18 protein-coding genes are annotated in these 17,991 nt (G+C 57.0%); 7 read left to right on the forward strand and 11 right to left on the reverse strand.

Going from position 1 to position 17,991, the window contains the following annotated elements; genetic code table 11:
• Positions 1-56 precede the first annotated feature (56 nt).
• A complete protein-coding gene (gene coxB, locus AAC632_RS10300; protein ID WP_340298816.1) occupies positions 57-941 on the reverse strand; it encodes a cytochrome c oxidase subunit II in 885 nt (294 codons plus the stop codon).
• 227 nt (positions 942-1,168) lie between these two features.
• On the opposite strand from coxB, the gene tldD reads away from it, so the two are divergent.
• From tldD to AAC632_RS10325, 5 genes are all read left to right on the forward strand, one after another.
• Entirely contained in the window at positions 1,169-2,593 is a 1,425-nt protein-coding gene (tldD, locus tag AAC632_RS10305; protein ID WP_340298817.1) for a metalloprotease TldD, read from the forward strand.
• A 46-nt stretch (positions 2,594-2,639) separates the two neighbouring features.
• On the forward strand, positions 2,640-3,704 hold the full coding sequence (locus AAC632_RS10310) for a DNA-processing protein DprA (protein WP_340298818.1): 1,065 nt from the start codon (positions 2,640-2,642) through the stop codon (positions 3,702-3,704).
• A 114-nt stretch (positions 3,705-3,818) separates the two neighbouring features.
• On the forward strand, positions 3,819-6,440 hold the full coding sequence (gene topA / locus AAC632_RS10315; protein ID WP_340298819.1) for a type I DNA topoisomerase: 2,622 nt from the start codon (positions 3,819-3,821) through the stop codon (positions 6,438-6,440).
• Positions 6,437-7,030 carry a nitroreductase family protein gene (locus tag AAC632_RS10320; RefSeq protein WP_340298820.1) on the forward strand — a complete coding sequence of 198 codons (594 nt, stop codon included), beginning with the start codon at positions 6,437-6,439 and terminating at the stop codon, positions 7,028-7,030. Before topA ends, AAC632_RS10320 begins: the two co-directional genes overlap by 4 nt.
• 78 nt (positions 7,031-7,108) lie before the next feature.
• Positions 7,109-7,810: an EI24 domain-containing protein gene (locus AAC632_RS10325; protein WP_340298821.1), complete on the forward strand. Its 702-nt coding sequence runs from the start codon at positions 7,109-7,111 to the stop codon at positions 7,808-7,810.
• On the opposite strand, the gene AAC632_RS10330 is transcribed toward AAC632_RS10325, so the two are convergent.
• Both AAC632_RS10330 and mce read right to left on the reverse strand, forming a co-directional pair.
• Complete coding sequence (locus tag AAC632_RS10330) at positions 7,804-8,091, reverse strand: DUF1467 family protein (protein ID WP_340260255.1); 288 nt, start codon at positions 8,089-8,091, stop codon at positions 7,804-7,806. The two genes, AAC632_RS10325 and AAC632_RS10330, sit on opposite strands and share 7 nt — an antisense overlap.
• On the reverse strand, positions 8,091-8,495 hold the full coding sequence (gene mce / locus AAC632_RS10335) for a methylmalonyl-CoA epimerase (protein WP_340255541.1): 405 nt from the start codon (positions 8,493-8,495) through the stop codon (positions 8,091-8,093). Before mce ends, AAC632_RS10330 begins: the two co-directional genes overlap by 1 nt.
• A 144-nt stretch (positions 8,496-8,639) precedes the next feature.
• Between mce and AAC632_RS10340 the strand changes: the two genes are divergently transcribed.
• Entirely contained in the window at positions 8,640-9,335 is a 696-nt protein-coding gene (locus tag AAC632_RS10340) for a response regulator (protein WP_340298822.1), read from the forward strand.
• On the opposite strand, the gene AAC632_RS10345 is transcribed toward AAC632_RS10340, so the two are convergent.
• The 3 genes from AAC632_RS10345 to AAC632_RS10355 all read right to left on the reverse strand — a co-directional run bounded on the left by AAC632_RS10345 (position 9,330) and on the right by AAC632_RS10355 (position 12,358).
• Positions 9,330-10,028, reverse strand: a complete 699-nt coding sequence (locus AAC632_RS10345) for a GNAT family N-acetyltransferase (RefSeq protein WP_340298823.1) — start codon at positions 10,026-10,028, stop codon at positions 9,330-9,332. The genes AAC632_RS10340 and AAC632_RS10345 overlap by 6 nt on opposite strands.
• Positions 10,029-10,106: 78 nt before the next feature.
• A complete protein-coding gene (aspS, locus tag AAC632_RS10350; RefSeq protein ID WP_340298933.1) occupies positions 10,107-11,885 on the reverse strand; it encodes an aspartate--tRNA ligase in 1,779 nt (592 codons plus the stop codon).
• A gap of 149 nt (positions 11,886-12,034) precedes the next feature.
• Positions 12,035-12,358, reverse strand: coding sequence for a 2Fe-2S iron-sulfur cluster-binding protein (locus tag AAC632_RS10355; RefSeq protein ID WP_340255532.1), 324 nt, complete (start codon positions 12,356-12,358; stop codon positions 12,035-12,037).
• A gap of 147 nt (positions 12,359-12,505) precedes the next feature.
• On the opposite strand from AAC632_RS10355, the gene AAC632_RS10360 reads away from it, so the two are divergent.
• Positions 12,506-12,868, forward strand: coding sequence for an OB-fold nucleic acid binding domain-containing protein (locus AAC632_RS10360; protein ID WP_340298824.1), 363 nt, complete (start codon positions 12,506-12,508; stop codon positions 12,866-12,868).
• Between the two features lie 206 nt (positions 12,869-13,074).
• Here AAC632_RS10360 and AAC632_RS10365 read toward each other — a convergent pair whose 3' ends face one another.
• The 5 genes from AAC632_RS10365 to AAC632_RS10385 form a co-directional block, all read right to left on the reverse strand.
• The gene (locus AAC632_RS10365; protein ID WP_340298825.1) at positions 13,075-14,637 is read right to left on the reverse strand and encodes a trimethylamine methyltransferase family protein; all 1,563 of its coding nucleotides are present in this window, start codon (positions 14,635-14,637) and stop codon (positions 13,075-13,077) included.
• A 123-nt stretch (positions 14,638-14,760) separates the two neighbouring features.
• A complete protein-coding gene (locus AAC632_RS10370; protein ID WP_340260248.1) occupies positions 14,761-15,462 on the reverse strand; it encodes an HAD family hydrolase in 702 nt (233 codons plus the stop codon).
• Between the two features lie 31 nt (positions 15,463-15,493).
• Complete coding sequence (locus tag AAC632_RS10375) at positions 15,494-15,808, reverse strand: DUF3572 family protein (protein ID WP_340255520.1); 315 nt, start codon at positions 15,806-15,808, stop codon at positions 15,494-15,496.
• A 198-nt stretch (positions 15,809-16,006) separates the two neighbouring features.
• Positions 16,007-17,206 (reverse strand): DegT/DnrJ/EryC1/StrS family aminotransferase, encoded by a 1,200-nt coding sequence (locus tag AAC632_RS10380; RefSeq protein WP_340298826.1) that lies wholly within the window; start codon positions 17,204-17,206, stop codon positions 16,007-16,009.
• A gap of 41 nt (positions 17,207-17,247) precedes the next feature.
• Entirely contained in the window at positions 17,248-17,976 is a 729-nt protein-coding gene (locus AAC632_RS10385; protein WP_340298827.1) for an HAD hydrolase-like protein, read from the reverse strand.
• Positions 17,977-17,991 lie beyond the last annotated feature (15 nt).

Here is a 17,991-nt window from a genome sequence, read left to right on the forward strand (position 1 = left end):
GCGAAATCGCCAAGCCACCTGATTGCGCGGGTGGCTTGGCAGAAGCTTTGCTGCGCTTATTGCGCCGCGGCCAGTTCCACAACCTGTGGCGCACGCGCATCTACAGAGGCGAAGTCGCTGATTTCGCCGCGTGTCCATGCGTCATATTCCTCAGGGGTCACTGCGAAGACGGTGATCGGCATGTAGGCGTGGTTCACGCCGCACAGCTCAGAACACTGCCCGAAATAGATGCCTTCACGGCCAGGCTCAACATTGAACCACAGCTGCGCAAGGCGACCCGGGATTCCGTCCTGCTTCACACCGAAGGCGGGAATTGTCCAAGAATGGATTACATCCGCGCCCGTGACCTGAACCACAACATCGCGACCGGTTGGCACAACCATTGCCGTGTTGGTGGCGAGCAAATATTCATCGCGCGTGTAGCCGTATTCGGCCAATTCATCTTCGGCCAACATAAAGCTGTCAAAAACAATGTCATGCTGCGGGTATTCGTAGCCCCAATACCACTGATAGCCTGTTGCCTTGATCACCACTTCGCCATCAGGAATGGTCTGCTGCTTGAACAACACAGGCAGCGAGAAGCCACCGATCACAAACAAGATGATCATTGGCACGACTGTCCAGATGATCTCGATCTTGCGGTTATGGGTGAAGGTTGCAGGTTTTGGGTTCGCACGGCGATTGTGGCGCACGATGGAATAGACCATCAATGCGGTCACGAAGATAACAATCGCGGTGATAATCACCAAAAGCAGATTATCCAACACGCGAACGTCATGCGCCAATTCGGTCACGCCTGTTTGCATATTCACACCACCCAGATGGGGTGCGCCGATAATCTCCAAACCATCGCGCAACGCCTGCGCAGATGCACCACCCGTCAGGGCAAATGTTGCCGCTGCTGCGGCCCAAAAGCTTGAGAGCTTGGTACGAAGTGCCATTGTCATGTCGTCCTGTTTTTTCGTGATGCCCGTTTAAGGTCTGTGACATCCCGTTGCGTTCAAAGCTGCAACAACCATATAGAGGGTTACATTACAAGACATTGGATAAAAATGTCTCACCCATGGGAATGTTGATTTGGATCATTTTAACGGCTCACATGGGGTAGTTATGCTGCCGCCGCGGCGGCGGAATGCGGGCCAAGTGCCCAATTTTGAAAGGAATTTGCGTGTCTGATCGTGCCAGTAGCTTCCGTCCCTTCGAGACATCCCTCGACCAAGAGGCCGCCCTGCGACTGTTGCGCGCAACCCTGACAGGGGCCGAAGACGGAGAGTTATTTCTCGAAAGAAAACGATCTGAGGCCTTGGTTTTTGATGATGGGCGGATCAAGACCGCCTCCTATGACGCAAGCGAGGGATTCGGGCTGCGCGCGGTCTTGGGGGAGGTTTCAGCCTATGCCCATGCGACCGAGTTAAGCGAAGCGGCCCTGTCCCGCGCCAGTGACACTGCCCGCATGGCCATTCGCCAAAGCGGCGGGATCATGGCCGCCCCTCCACAAGGCACCAACCGCCACCTCTATATGCCCAATGACCCAATGGATGGCAGCAGCTTTGAGGCCCGCATTGATCTATTGGGCGAGATTGACGCCTACACCCGCGCCCTTGATCCGCGCGTTGTGCAAGTGTCTGTATTGCTTGCCGCCTCGCATCAAGAGGTCGAAATCCTCCGCCCTGAGGGACAGGTGTTGCGCGATGCACGGCCTTTGGTGCGCTTGAACATATCGGTCATTGTCGAGGCAAAAGGCCGCCGTGAAAGTGGCTCGGCAGGCGGTGGGGGGCGGTTTGCGATTGGCCGCGTCATGGCCCCTGCGCATTGGCAATCGGTTGCACGTGAGGCCCTGCGCGTGGCCTGCGTGAACCTCGACAGCGTCCCTGCCCCTGCGGGCGTGATTGATGTGGTGCTGGGGCCAGGCTGGCCAGGTATCCTACTGCACGAGGCTGTGGGGCATGGTCTAGAGGGGGATTTCAACCGCAAAGGCCAATCCGCCTTCGCAGGTCTGATGGGGCAGCAAGTGGCGGCCAAAGGCGTGATTGTTTTGGACGATGGCACGCTGCCTGATCGGCGTGGATCCATTTCGATTGATGATGAGGGCACGCAAAGCCAAGCCACCCCGCTCATTGAGGACGGAATTTTGGTTGGCTACATGCAAGACCGCCAATCTGCCCGCTTAATGGGTGTGGCTGCGACAGGAAATGGGCGGCGCGAATCTTATGCCCATCCCCCGATGACGCGGATGACCAACACATATATGCTTGGCGGCGACAACGCGCCTGCCGATATTTTGGCGGATTTGAAAGACGGGATTTATGCGGTTGGCTTTGGCGGCGGGCAGGTTGACATCACCAATGGCAAATTCGTTTTTTCCTGCACCGAGGCCTATCGCGTGCAAAACGGCCAGATCGGGGCGCCTGTCAAAGGGGCTACGCTCATCGGAGATGGGGCCACTGCGCTGAAGCAAATCCGGGCGATTGGCAATGATATGGCCTTAGATCCGGGCATGGGGAATTGCGGCAAAGCGGGGCAATGGGTGCCTGTGGGGGTCGGTCAACCTACATTAATGATTGGCGGTCTGACAGTCGGCGGTTCGGCCTGATCCTGCATTAACGCCTTCTCAACCAAGCTGCGTCTAGGGTTGCGGCATGACAGATCATGCCGCCCCTTCTGCCCCTCTCCCTGCCTCGTCCGATGACACGGCCGAACGCCTGGCGCGGCTGCGGTTGATCCGCTCGCCAAAAGTTGGGCCTGTGACCTATCGGCGATTGATTGCCGAATGTGGATCGGGGGCCGATGCCTTGGCGGCCCTGCCACAGATTGCGGCCAAGGCGGGTGTGTCAGGCTATGCGGTCTATTCCAAATCTGCGGCACAGGCCGAAATTCGCGCGGCGCAAAGCTGTGCGGCCCGCGCCCTGTTTTTGGGTGAGGCGGCCTATCCTGCAACCCTTGCCGCACTGTCCGATGCCCCGCCTTTTCTGTGGGCCATTGGCGATCTTGACCTGCTCACCCGCCCCATTGTTGGCATGGTCGGCACGCGCAATGCGTCAGCCCTTGGGTTGCGGATGGCCCGCGCTGTGGCACGCGACTTGGGCCTTGCCCGCGGCATTGATACAGCCGTGCATCAGGCAAGCCTCAGCACAGGCACGGTCGCGGTCATGGCAGGCGGGGTGGATGTGATCTATCCGCCCGAAAACGCCGAACTTGCCGCGCAAATCGGTTTGCGTCTGTCTGAGATGCCGATGGGCCGCGCGCCCCAAGCGCGCCATTTCCCAAGGCGTAATCGCATCATTTCAGGGCTGTCGCGCGGTATTGTGGTGATTGAGGCCGCATTAAGATCAGGGTCGATGATCACCGCGCGCATGGCTGCTGAACAGGGGCGCGAGGTGATGGCCGTGCCGGGGCATCCGCTCGACACTCGCGCATCGGGGTGTAATCTTTTGCTGCGCGAAGGGGCGCATCTCATCCGCGAGGCGCGCGATATCCTCGTAGCGCTTGATCTGGAGGGGGCTTTTGCCCGCGCCCCTGCCAGCGCAGAGCCGCCCGACCCTACAACAGCGCGCGTTAGCGCCCTGTCCAGCGCCGATCTCGCTCGCCATTTGACCGAGTTGGAGCTTGCAGGTGAGATCACCCACAGCGCAGGCGGCATGGTGGCGCGCAGTGATCATTGCGCCGCAGACCCTGCCGCACAGAGACACCAAACCGCAGCCTAGATGCCACAAAAATAGGGTAATTGTGACAGGGGTGCATTGACAAACCCTGCACAAGACCAAATGTTGCGCGACCTAAGACCGATTACATTTCCATAAAAAGTTAGGTTGCCACTCATGCCCGTTGTCGTTGTCGAATCGCCCGCCAAGGCCAAGACGATCAATAAATATCTGGGCGCGAATTATACGGTTTTGGCCTCCTACGGCCATGTGCGCGACCTGCCCCCCAAGGATGGCTCAGTCGATCCTGACGCGGGGTTTGAGATGAAATGGGAGGTCGCTACAGACAGCAAAAAGCACATCAAGGCGATTGTGGATGCGCTGAAATCTGACCCCGATTTGATCCTTGCCACCGACCCTGACCGCGAGGGTGAAGCGATTTCTTGGCACTTGCTTGAGGCGCTGACGCAGAAAAAGGCACTTAAGAAAGACACGCCCGTGCGCCGCGTTGTGTTCAACGCAATCACGAAAACCGCCGTGACCCAAGCGATGGAAGCCCCGCGCGAGGTCGATATGGAATTGGTCGATGCCTATTTGGCACGGCGAGCGTTGGATTATTTGGTGGGGTTCACCCTCAGCCCCGTTTTGTGGCGCAAATTGCCTGGATCAAAATCAGCAGGCCGTGTGCAATCCGTCTGCCTGCGTCTGATCGTGGAGCGCGAAATGGAAATCGAAGCCTTCCGCGCCCAAGAATATTGGTCAGTGCGCGCGGGCCTTGTGACACCGCGTGGACAATCCTTTGAGGCGCGTTTGACCCATTTTGGTGGCAAGAAGTTGGATAAATTCGACTTGGCCACGCAATCCTCGACCCAGATGGCGGTCAGTGCGGTGGCAAGTCGTGCGCTCACTGTGGCCGGTGTCGAGGCGAAACCCGCCACCCGCAATCCAAGCCCGCCCTTTATGACCTCAACCCTGCAACAAGAGGCCAGCCGCAAATTTGGCATGGGCGCGCGCCAAACTATGAGCGCGGCTCAGCGCCTTTATGAGGCGGGGCATATCACCTATATGCGAACAGACGGGATCGATATGGCCCCCGAGGCGGTGATGTCCGCCCGCGACACAATCCGCGCGCGATTTGGCGAAGACTTCCTGCCAAAATCGCCGCGGATGTATAAGAACAAGGCCAAAAACGCCCAAGAGGCGCATGAATGTATCCGCCCCACCGATATGTCCATGGGGCCAGAAAAGCTGCGCATCACGGATGCGGATCAGAAAAAACTCTATGAACTGATCTGGAAACGCACCATCGCAAGCCAGATGGAGGCCGCCCGCCTTGAACGCACCACGGTTGATATTTCCTCAAACGATGAGAATGTCGTGCTGCGCGCAAGCGGTCAGGTGATCCAGTTTGAAGGTTTCCTCAAGGTTTATGTAGAAGGGCGCGATGACAGCGATGAGGAAGACGCAAATCGCCTGCCCAATATGGCGGTTGGCGACAAGCTTGTCTTTGATCAAAGCAGTTTGATGGGTGATTTCACCAAGACCTTGGACGGGGCCACAGCCAGCGAAAGCGGCGGCTTGCGCCTCTTGGAAGGGGGCATCATCGACAATTCAGGCGCAGTATTTGGACAGCGCCACTTCACCCAACCGCCCCCCCGCTACACCGAGGCCACTTTGGTCAAGCGCATGGAAGAATTGGGCATTGGCCGCCCGTCCACCTATGCCTCGATCGTCACCACAATCCAAGATCGCGGCTATGTGCTGAAAGATAAGGGGCGCCTGATCCCCGAGGATAAGGGGCGCTTGGTCACAATATTCCTCAGCAATTATTTCCAGAAATACGTGGGCTATGATTTCACCGCGGATTTGGAAAACCAACTGGATGAGGTCAGTGCAGGTGCGCGCGATTGGCGCGATTTGCTGACCCGTTTCTGGCGCGATTTCAAAGGGGCGGTCGATGAAACCGCCGAGCTGCGGATCACCGATGTTTTGGAAAAAATCAACGAGGTGTTGGAACCGCACCTCTTCCCACAGCGCCCCGATGGTGGTGATCCACGCCAGTGTCAGGCTTGTGGTGAAGGGCGTCTTTCGTTGCGCACAGCGCGCTCTGGCGGGGCGTTCATCGGCTGCTCCAATTACCCTGAATGTCGCTATACCCGCCCCCTCGCCCCCAATGGCGAGGAAAGCGAGGGCGATAAAATGCTGGGGGTTGAACCCGAAAGCGGACAGGCCGTTTGGCTGAAAGCAGGGCGGTTTGGCCCTTATGTTCAATTGGGCGAAGCGACCGAAGACAACCCAAAACCTCCGCGCGCCTCACTCCCCAAAACATGGCCGCCTGCGGGCATGGATTTGGAGAAAGGACTGCGCCTCTTGTCATTGCCCCGCGCGATTGGTGCGCATCCTGAGGATGGCGTTTTGGTCGAGGCGGGCATTGGCCGTTACGGGCCTTATGTCAAACATGGCAGCCTTTACGCCAACCTGCCCGAGGTGGATGAGGTGTTCGAGATCGGCATGAACCGCGCGGTTGAGGTTTTGGCCGCCAAGGCCGCTTCGCGCGGTGCAGGCCGTGGGGCCACGGTCGCCCCTCTCAAAGAGTTGGGCGAGCATCCTGATGGCGGGGCGGTTCAGGTGATGAATGGCCGCTATGGGCCTTATGTGAAATGGGCCAAAATCAATGCGACCCTGCCCAAGGGCACCGAACCCGAAGCCGTCACGATGGAGGAGGCCTTGGCGCTGATCGCGGCCAAGGCCGCCAAAGGCGGAAAAACCTCGCGCAAGGCTGCGGCGAAAAAATCATGACGGACGCACCCTATCAGCCCCCGCATTGGCCACAATTGGCGGAATTTTTGCGCCTGCGCAGATCTACCCCTGCGCAGCTGCTCAATGCCCCCGCCCCTGAGGGGGCGGTGTTGGAAGATATCCTCACATCCGCCATGCGGGTGCCAGATCACGGAAAATTGGCCCCGTGGCGCATCGTTGTTCATGGGTCAGAAAGCCGCGCGGGCTTAGCCGCGCTCACCCGCGAATTGGGCCATGGCGCAGGCCGCGTGGCCGAAAAGGTCGAAAAATCCGCCGCGGCATTTGACCAGTCCCCTCTTGTGGTCGCGGTTCTGTCTCACCCCGATGCGCATGATGCAATCCCCCTGTTGGAACAGCAACTATCGGCAGGTGCGGTTTGTCTTGAAATGATGCATGCCGCGATGGCCCACGGCTTTGGCGCAAATTGGCTAAGCGGTTGGATGGCCTTTGATCCCGAATTTTTATCCCGTGCCTATGGCATTACAGCGCCGCAATTCGTGGCAGGGTTCATCCATCTTGGAACGCCAAGCGCCAAGGCCCCAGAACGCCCCCGCCCCGAGATGGACGATATCGTCACATTTCGCGATTAGGGCGTGACCTTGCCCTTGCGCCATGATGTGGCCTGCCCCACCGAAGCACAGACCTACCCCAAAAGGAGCCATCTCAACATGGCCGCATTACTTGCTGATTTCCTAAAATCCGTTTTGCAATTCCGCGACAGGCGCTTTTTGCGCGTTTTGTTGATCGGCGTGGCGTTGACCATTGCTTTGCTGGTTGCGATCTCAGCGGCGGTTCTGATCTTTTTGGGATGGCTATTGCCTGATGCAATCACCCTACCTTGGATTGGCACAATCAGTTTCTTTGGGGCGGCACTCTCATGGGCGGCCGTGCCATTTTTGATCTTGCTGTCATCGGTGATGATGGTGCCTGTGGCATCGGCTTTTACGGGGTTGTTCTTAGACGAAATCGCAGACGCGGTTGAAGCAGAACATTATCCCCAGTTGCCGCCCGCCCGCCATGTGAAATTGGCCGAAGCCATCGGTGACAGCCTACGATTTTGGGGCGTGATCCTATTGGCCAACACATTGGCCTTGGTTCTTTATTTCACGCCCTTCGCCCCCTTTGTGTTCTGGGGGTTGAACGGGTTTCTCTTGGGGCGTGAATATTCGCAGATGGTGGCACAGCGCCGCCTCGATCGCGTATCGGCGATTGAATTTCGGCGCAAAAATCGCCTGACATTTTTTGCAGGCGGGGTCATGATGGCACTCCCCTTAAGCGTACCAATCTTGAACCTCATCGTGCCCATCTTGGGGGCTGCGACCTTTACCCATATGGCCCATCGGGTGGGTCTGACGGGGGCACGTCAATAAGTGCTGTCGCCCATGCCAAAGAGGGCAAAGAGATTAATATCTTCGATAGAGACACGACCCGATAAAATGATCCCCGCGATCACGGCCCAGATCAGCGTGGCAATGGCTGTGTTGATCAACAGGTTGCGGCGCAGATTAAAGCTTGAGGCGGGGGCAGATTGCGATGTGCCGCGCGCAGCCTCACCCTCATCCCCTTGGGTGCGCACGAAAAACGGCAATGTCAGAAACAGCGACATGAACCATACAATGGCATAAACCACGAGGCCTGTGACAATACCCATTAGACCTGCTCCAATTCGACCAATGTGCCTGTGAAATCTTTGGGGTGGAGGAATAACACGGGCTTGCCATGTGCCCCAATTTTCGGCTCCCCCGTGCCCAAAACGCGCGCGCCACTTTCCTGAAGCTTATCGCGCGCCGCCAAAATGTCTTCGACCTCGTAGCAAATATGGTGAATGCCGCCCGAGGGGTTTTTCTCAAGAAAGCCCGTGATGGGGGAATTTTCGCCCAAAGGATAGAGCAACTCGATCTTGGTATTGGGCAATTCGATGAAGACTACCGTCACCCCGTGATCAGGTTCGTCCTGCGGCGCGCCAACTTTTGCGCCGAGCGTATCACGATATTGCGCTGACGCGGCCTCGAGATCAGGCACAGCAATGGCCACATGGTTCAATCTACCGATCATTTTCATCTCCTTCGGTCACTCGCCCCACGATATGCCTGCGCAAAATCCTGTGGGCAAGAGGCGTGTGGTCGCGCCCCGTTTACCCTTCGGTAACCGCGACAGGCTGTAATCGGGGAAGGGAATCACAAATTCGAGGTGCCTGAAATGGATGAGTTCAAATTGCCGCCAACCCGTCAGGCGAAAATGCAGGCGCTAAATCCGCTGATGGGGCTGACCATTTTAATCGTTGAGGATAGCCGATACGCCTCGGAATCGCTGCGATTGCTGAGCCTGCGTTCGGGCGCGCGGATAAGGCGCGCCGATTGCCTGTCCTCCGCGCGGCGTCACCTGCAGGTCTATCGCCCCAGCGTGGCCATTATCGACCTCGGTCTACCAGATGGGTCTGGCTTGGATTTGATCCAAGATTTGGCCATGGCAAGCCCCCGCTTGCCCGTGATCTTGGCTTGTTCCGCCGCTGACCCCCATGACAGCGCCGCCGAGGCAAAGGCCGCAGGTGCCGATGGTTTTTTGACCAAACCCATCGAAACCCTAGCGCATTTCCAAAAAACAATCTTGCGCCATTTGCCCCGCGATTTGGCCCCTAAAACCCCCCATGCTGTGGCAGGCGACACCGTGATCCCTAACCCTATTGCCTATCGCGAGGATTTGACCCATGCGATTGATCTCTTGGATCAGCCAGACCCACACCTGCCCTATCTGCACCCCTTCTTGATGGGCATCGCACAGGAGGCTGGCGATCGTGAATTGGCCGAAGCCGCGCGCAGTCTGATGCGTGACACCCGCGCGGCGCTGCGCCATGCGCTAACACAAAAAATCGCGGAAATCAGCCCACGACTATGAGCCAAGCGCGGGGTCGCGCGCCACCCGCACCAATCCCGTCAGGTCAGAAAGACGTTCGATCTGGCGCCCTGTCGCATCGAAATTCTGCGGTAAAAGCCATGCGATAAAGGCCTCTTTTAGCGCGGGATATTCCGCATCAATGGCGGCAAACCATGCGGTGTCACGATTTTTGCCTTTGACGATATTGTCTTGGCGAAACACCCCTTCGTAACTCAGCCCCAAACGCTGCGCCGCGCGGCGCGAGGGCAGGTTGCGCGCATCGCATTTCCACTCAAAACGCCGATACCCCGCCTCAAAGGCCCATGACATCATCATAAAAAATGCTTCGGTCGCGGCGGGGCTTTTTTGCAAGGCGGGGCCAAGGCATATATGCCCCAATTCAATCGATCCTTTCTCAGGCGCGATACGCAAATAAGAGACCACGCCCATCACCTGCCCCCACGCCATGTCGCGGATTGCGTAAAACACAGGATCTTCGCCCGCCTCAAAGCCGCGCAAAAAGCGATGATAGGCGGCGGCAGAAATGAAAGGGCCATAGGGCAGAAACTGCCACAAATCTTCCGCGCCGTCATAGGCCCGAAACAGCTCATCCGCGTGTAAATGCGCCCTGAGCCGTTCAAGCCGCGCATAGCGCCCTTGCCGGTGTTGGAATTCGGGCCGCGCGGGCGGCACATATTTTGACAAATCCTGCATCGTAACCCCCATCAAAACGCGTAAAGGCCCCCGCCCATCAGGGCAGAGGCCGCAAAAATTGGCAAGGGTGAAACGGGATCAGTCGCGCGGCAAAACCCGCAGACCCAATTCCATCAGCTGATCTGGCATCGGCTCGGAGGGTGCATTCATCATAACATCTTCCGCGCGTTGGTTCATCGGGAAGAGGATCACCTCGCGGATATTCGCCGTTTCCGCCAAGAGCATCACGATGCGGTCAATCCCCGCCGCACAGCCGCCATGAGGCGGCGCGCCGAATTGGAACGCATTGACCATACCACCAAAACGGCGGCGGACTTCGTCCTCACCATAACCTGCAAGTTCAAACGCCTTGAACATGATCTCAAGCTTGTGGTTTCGGATCGCACCCGACACCAATTCATAGCCGTTACAGGCCAGGTCATATTGATATCCCAAGACCTCAAGCGGGTCACCCGCAAGTGCGTCAATCCCGCCTTGGGGCATCGAGAACGGGTTATGGCTGAAATCGATTTTGCCCGTTTCCTCGTCCTTTTCATACATCGGGAAATCCACGATCCATGCAAAGGCGAAGCGGTTCTCATCAATCAGCCCCAATTCGCGGCCCACTTCGGTGCGCGCGCGCCCTGCAACGGCCTCGAAATCCGCGGGCTTGCCTGCCATAAAGAACACCGCATCACCGACACTAAGACCCAATTGCGTGCGGATGGCTTCGGTCCGTTCAGGGCCAATGTTTTTGGCCAAGGGGCCTGCGGCCTCCATCGCGCCATCCTCGCCTTCGCGCCAGAACATATAGCCCATTCCAGGCAGGCCTTGACCTTGCGCCCATGAATTCATGCGGTCACAGAATTTACGGCTGCCGCCTTTGGGGGCAGGAATGGCGCGCACTTCGGTGCCGTCCTGCTCAAGGATTTTTGCGAAAATTGCAAAGCCCGAGTCTTTGAAATGCTCGCTCACAACTTCCATTTTGATCGGGTTGCGCAGGTCTGGCTTATCGGTGCCGTACCACAGCGCGGCATCTTTATAGGAAATCAGCGGCCAGTCTTGATCGACCTTCTTGCCGCCACCAAATTCCTCGAACAGGCCTTTGAGCACGGGTTGGATCGTATCAAACACATCTTGCTGTGTCACAAAGCTCATTTCCATATCGAGCTGATAGAAATCAGTCGGCGAGCGATCCGCGCGCGGGTCTTCATCGCGGAAACAAGGGGCGATTTGGAAATATTTATCAAAGCCCGACACCATCAACAGCTGCTTAAACTGCTGCGGTGCCTGTGGCAGCGCGTAAAACTTGCCAGGATGCAGACGCGAAGGCACAAGGAAATCGCGGGCGCCCTCAGGGCTAGAGGCCGTGATAATTGGGGTCTGGAATTCGCGAAAGCCTTTGTCCCACATCCGCTTGCGAATTGAGGCCACAACATCAGAACGCAAGGTCATATTTTTTTGCATCACCTCGCGGCGCAAATCGAGATAGCGATAGCGCAGGCGGGTTTCCTCAGGATATTCCTGATCGCCAAAGACCGTCAGGGGCAATTCATTCGCCGCACCCAGAACCTCGAGATCCCGAATAAAAACTTCGATTTCGCCTGTAGTAATTTTTGGGTTCACAAGGCTGGCATCACGGGCCTTCACCTCGCCATCAATGCGGATACACCATTCCGCACGCAGTTTTTCAACCTCGGCAAACACAGGGCTGTCGGGATCACAGAGCACTTGTGTCATCCCATAATGGTCGCGTAGGTCAATGAACAAAACCCCACCATGATCGCGCACCCGATGAATCCAGCCCGAGAGGCGGATCGTTTGACCGACATTTTCCTTAGTCAAGTCTGCGCAGGTATGGCTGCGGAAAGCGTGCATCACGAAATATCCCATATATTGGCCTTGTTTTTGGCCTGTCATCTCTGTGCCGCCGATACACATTGAGCGGGGCGCGAAGTCAACCCCAAGCAGCGAAAAGCCCGCGACTGCACAGCGCGGGCTTTGGTGTCATTTTGAGGCCTGTTAGGTCAAATTTGTTTTTCTGGCATCTGCACAACCAGACCATCAAGCGCATCTGTCACCTTCAACTGGCAGGTCAGGCGCGAACGCCCCTCGTCTGGTTTATAGGCGAATTCCAGCATGTCCTGTTCCATCGCGTCCATGCTTGGCAGTTTTGCTGCCCAATCAGGATGCACATAAACATGGCATGTTGAACAGGCGCAGGCGCCGCCGCAATCAGCCTCAATGCCAGGAATGCCATTGTCGCGCGCGCCTTCCATCACGGTCAGCCCGTTTGGCACATCAACGACGTGCTCGGTTCCGTTATGTTCGATATAGGTGATCTTAGCCATAAACGCGCACTTTCTTGCTGTTAACCTCGGATCCTGCCTAGGTAGCGTTCCCTGATGCCACTTTCTAGCCCCGAAATTTATGTCATGCAGGCGCACTTGCATCTCAAGGCAAGTGTTCTATTTTTGTTCTCAAATAGGATATCTGCCATGGAACCCGATCTCGCCCCACGCTTTTGGCCCAAACCGCCCGATTGCCTGCCCCATCATTTGCTGCATCTGCCCCCTGAGGGGGCGCAGGTTGCGGTGGCGGGCTTGGTGGTGCTGCGCCAAAGACCAGGCACGGCCAAAGGTGTGATTTTCATCACCTTGGAAGATGAGTTTGGCGCCTGCAATGTGATCATCTGGCAGAAAATATATCAGCGATTTCGCCGTGCGGTCATCGCAGCGCGGCTAATGCGCGTGACGGGGCGGCTGCAACGGCAGGCGGGCATCACCCATATCATCGCCGAGCAGATCGAAGATATATCGCCACTACTGGACGAGATTGTTTTGCATCACACCGCCACCTAGAGCGCCTAAGCTTGCGCGAAGCCATTCAAAGCGGTTTGCCTATTATTGCGGAGAAATAAGAATGACCTTGCGGCATGGTTGGGTGACATTTGGATTCTCGGGCTGTGCCATGAGCAAACCTTTCCAGATTGAGCCGACACCTCGTGTTCAAAATGCACCACATATTGCAAAAGGAACACGCAGATCAGGCCAAACGGATACCCGCGCTAGAAATCGGTTGGCGCGCCGCCCTCCTCCTTGCGCTTGGCGACAAACGTGTCCAATTCCTCGCGAATTGCAGGATCAATCGGCGGATCTTTTGCTTCGGCCAAGATTGCCTTGTAAATCCCATGCGCGCGCTCGGCGCTCCAAACGGCCCCATCTTTTTCCCAAGCCTCAAAATTGCGCCAATCAGAATGAAACGGCTGATAAAAGGCAGTGCTATAGCGGGCTTGGGTATGTGCAGTGCCAAAATAGTGGCCACCAGCCCCAACATCTCGCATCGCATCAAAGGCAAGTTCGTCATCACTGGTCTGGGTCAAAACGGGCTCAAAATAGCGTTGGAATTGTTGCAGCAATTCGCAATCCATCACGAATTTCTCGGGGCTTGCAATCAGCCCACCTTCCAGCCAACCCGCGGCATGATAGACCATATTTGTGCCAGATTGCACCGCCGCCCAAAGGCTTTGTAGAGTTTCGGCTTGTGCCTGCCCATCGGGCACATTGGCGGCGCAAACCCCGCTGGAGCGCAGAGGCAGCCCATAAAAGCGAGCCATCTGCCCTGTCATCTGGGTGGCACGAATATATTCAGGTGTACCAAAGGCAGGCGCACCTGATTTCATATCGACATTTGAGGTGAACGTGCCAATCACCACAGGCGCGTGCGGCGCGATATATTGCAACAAGGCAATCGCCCCCAAAGCCTCGGCGATGGACAAGGACACAGCCCCCGCAAGGGTCACAGGCGCCATCGCCCCCGCCAAGGTGAAGGGTGTAACCACCACAGGCTGCCCGCGCCGCGCCATACGCATCGCCCCGTCCAACATTGGATAGTCATGTTTCAGCGGGCTGACCGAGTTGATATTGGTGTAAAACCGCGGTGTCTCCTCGAATTCCTCATGGCTTAGGCCTGCGGCGATCCGCACCATCTCCATAGCGTCTTCGACCCGCTCTTTGCCAAGGCAGTATGTGTGCACGACCTTGTCAGTCGCGATGAGCTTTTCATGCAAGCAATCCAAATGGCGGATTGAAGGATGAATATCTATCGGCTCAACGGGGTAGCCGCCTGCAAAGTGGATACAGTTAAAATATTGCGTCAATTTGATGAATTCGCGAAATGTCTCAAAATCGCCCGCCCGTTTGCCGCGTGCCATATCCCATGCATTGGGGGGGGAGGACACATTGCCAAAGAGAATATGCCCCTCGCCAATGGTCAGCTGACGCGCAGGGTTTCGCGGCGTCACTGTAAAGCTTTGAGGCGCACGCGCGACCATCTCGGTCACAAAATCATGATCAAAAAAGATCGTCTCGCCCTCTTGGCGACAGCCCGCTTGCACCAATATTTGCCGCGCCTCAGGGTGCAGCATCTCAAGCCCGAGCTCGGACAGAATCCGCAGAGCGTTGTTGTGGATGGCAAAGACACCCTCAGGCGGCAAGGGTTCGGTTGGTTGATCTATGTTTTGCGGAATACGCCACGGCATTTGCGCAATCGCATGTTGGCTGACACCTTGATGCTTGGCGCGCGCGCCCCCGGAACGGCGGCGTTTTGGATCAACTGTGGTTTTGGTCATAGGATCAGGTCTTACAAAAAGGGAGATCAAAGCCCCTTTAGACTGCCCGCACGCGGGCGAGAAAAACCCGACAAATTCCGACCAAACCCCCCGCCATTTTGACGCGAATAGACAAACGCAGCTTCAATGCCCCAGCCAAGCGGGAAGATGGCCAATGTCTGGCAACACGGCGTCAGCATGCGGCATGAGCGCGCCATGAACGGCAAGGCCCGTGAGAACGCCCACTGTCGCCATCCCAGCGGCGCGGCCCGCCCGTAGATCATGCAGGCTATCGCCCACCATCACAGCGCGAGCAGGCGCAACACCACAGGCCTGTGCGATATGGGCGCACATGGCAGGGTCAGGTTTTGCACCATGCCCACTGTCGCACCCGATGACTTCGGCAAAATAGGGGCGGATCTCATGTGCCGCCAAATGGGCCTCGGCCTCGTCCTTTTGCCCGTTGGTCGCCACTGCCAAAAGATAGCCCGCCTTCTGCAAACCCGTAAGCAGCGGCGCCAACGGGGCCGCCTCGACCATGACAGCAGATTGTGCAAGCTGATGCAGCAGTGCTGCGATCTGCTGCGGGGTAAAATCGGCTCCGAAAAGCGGGGCCAGGTGGTGAGCAGTCTCATCAAGCGTGCCCGCAATAGCTATACTATCGGGCAAAAAAACGCCCCGATCGGGATCAAAGGACAAGCGATCAGCGAGGGTACGAAATAATGTTTCATCGCCGTCCGCTAACGCCAATAGAGCCGATTTCGCCCAATTGTTCCAAGATCTAGAAAAGTCAAAGAGTGTTCCGTCTTTGTCAAAAATTAGCAATTTAAAGTAATTTTGTTGCATATTTTTATAGCCCTCAAGGACGACGATAAACTTATGTCCAATGGGTAGCAGAGCGCCCAAGCATCACCTGCCGCAAGGTAACAAATTCATCTGGCGTAAGGCCAATTGCCCCCGCAGCATCAACCACCCAAGCATCGTCTTGCGAGATAAATTCAACCACGGCGGATAAGAACCCGTGATCACCTTTGGCGATAGCGGCCCGCATATCTTCGACCGACAGGCCAGATGCGCCCAAGAACTGCCCCGTCAGCGCGTCATCGGACGAAAGCCACACGAGGGCTGCAATCGCCTTTTCCTGTGCGATTTTTTTCTTCATTCCAAGCATTCCGGGCGTATCTAGAGACATTATTAGCCATTCCTCTTGTATGACTTCAGATGTCAATTCGGCCATGCAGAGCTTAAGGCAATACCGTATGCCACATTTTAGGGGATGAGCACGAAGACTGTCAGAAACTCCACAAAGATAGAGGTTAAAAGCGCGATGAAGCTGTGATCTTACACGATGGTCGAAATCGCACAAGCCTTGCCAAACCCGCCTGAGACATCAGGGGGCATGCGCGATCACCTCATCGCGCAGAATCTCGGCGAGAAGATCCACATCTTCGGGCGCAAAGGTCAAAGGCAGCCTTAAGTCAATCAACCCCGCCAAAATGTGATCCGTTTTGGGCAGTTTTTGCGCAGGTGCATAGCGCCAACTGTCATAGCGCGAGGTAAAGGCAACAGGTTCTGCCGCGCCGAACCATTTCAGTTCAACACCCCGCCGCGCGGCCGCTTGGACGAATGCCGTGATTTTATCGGGCGACCAATCGGGCAAAAGGAATTGAAACGAGGATCCAACGTAATCCTCGCGCGGATCGCGCTCGGTCAAGCGCAGATGGGGCAGATTGGCAAGCCCCGCCTCCATCCGCTCGTAAAGCTCGCGCCAACGTGCCACTTGGTGCGGCAAACCGGCCAATTGCGGGCGCAGGATGGCGGCGCGCAAATTATCCATCCGCCCCGAAACATTGGGCGTCTCAAAACGCGCTTGGGCAAAAGCCTCAGGCGGGGGGGCGGCGCGGTGGCGCGCGTAAAGCATGTAACTGCCCGACAGCAGAATGGCCCGCGCCATCACATCGGCATCATCACTGGTGAGGAAACCACCTTCGCCTGAGTTGATATGTTTATAGGTCTGGGTGGAATAGCAGGCGATTTTGCCATGCCGCCCTGAGGCCAGACCATTCCATGCGGCCCCCATTGTATGGGCGCAATCCTCAATCACGGTGATGCTCGCCGCATCGCATATTGCCATGAGGCGGCCCATATCGCAGATATGCCCGCGCATATGCGACAACAGCAACACTCGCGCACCGCTAGCTTGGGCTTTGGTGTTCAAATCTTCAAGATCAATGGTTAAGTTTTCGGTCACCTCAACAAAGACAGGCACAGCGCCCACCGAGACGATGGCACCCGGCACAGGCGCAAGCGTAAATCCGTTTGAGAGAACCAAATCCCCCTGCCCCACGCCAATTGCACGCAAGGCCGCCCCCATTGCATAGCCACCCGATGCCACGGCAAGCGCATATTTCGCCCCTGTCATCGCCGCGAATTCCTCCTCCAAAAGGGCGGCTTCGGCAATCTCATCAGGGGCGGTGTTATAGCGGTGCAACCTGCCCGTTCGCAAAACCCGATTGGCAGCCTCAATCGCCGCCTCTGGGATTGGCTCTTGTTGGGTGAAAGACCGGGTGAAAATGGGTTTGTCGCTCATAGCGCACAGGTTAGGGTTCTCGCGCGGCAGGTCAATTGAATTCACGCCGATAAGACCCGCTCAATCAGCGCAGGCAGATCGCTGTAATGATCCAAAATCGCCTCAGGGCTGAGCCGTGCAATATCGCCCCCCTCTGGCCCGAAGCCCACGAGAATAGAAGGCACCCCTGCCGCGCGCGCCGTTTCGCGGTCAGTGACTGTATCCCCGATCAAACAGGATTGCGGAAAATCGCGCACATCCGCCCCCAAATCCACGCCAAAGCGCCGCTTGGCCGCACGGCGCAGCGTTTCATGATAAGGGGCCACATCTGGCTTTCGTGTGGGCAATGTATCGGCCCCGACCAAAGCATCAAAAAGATCAGAAACACCCAATTTCGCGACCAAATCCACGGCCAGCGCCTCGGGCTTATTGGTGCAAATCGCCGTTGCATAGCCTGCGACACGCAACGCCTGCACCGCCTGAACTGCGCCCTCATAGAGCCTTGTATGCGTGTCAATCGCGGCCCCATAGGCCGCAAGTAGACGGGGATAGCCCGCCTCGATGAAGGCCTCCTCCTGTGGCAGGTCAGACCCACCCTGCGCCGCAAGCCGCGCATAGGAAAGCTTCAACATCGCCCGCCCGCCCCGAAAGGCACAAAGCGCGTCTTTTGGATGAGACAACATCGGGGGCCATCCCGCCTCTGCCACCGCTTGATTGGCCGCAGCAAGAAGATCGGCGCTGGTATCGGCCAAAGTGCCATCCAAATCGAAAACGATAATACGCGCTCCCATTCCGTCCTCTTGCCT

It is taken from the genome of Roseobacter sp. HKCC-CH-9351, assembly GCF_037830295.1.
In the GTDB taxonomy this organism is placed as follows: domain Bacteria; phylum Pseudomonadota; class Alphaproteobacteria; order Rhodobacterales; family Rhodobacteraceae; genus M30B80.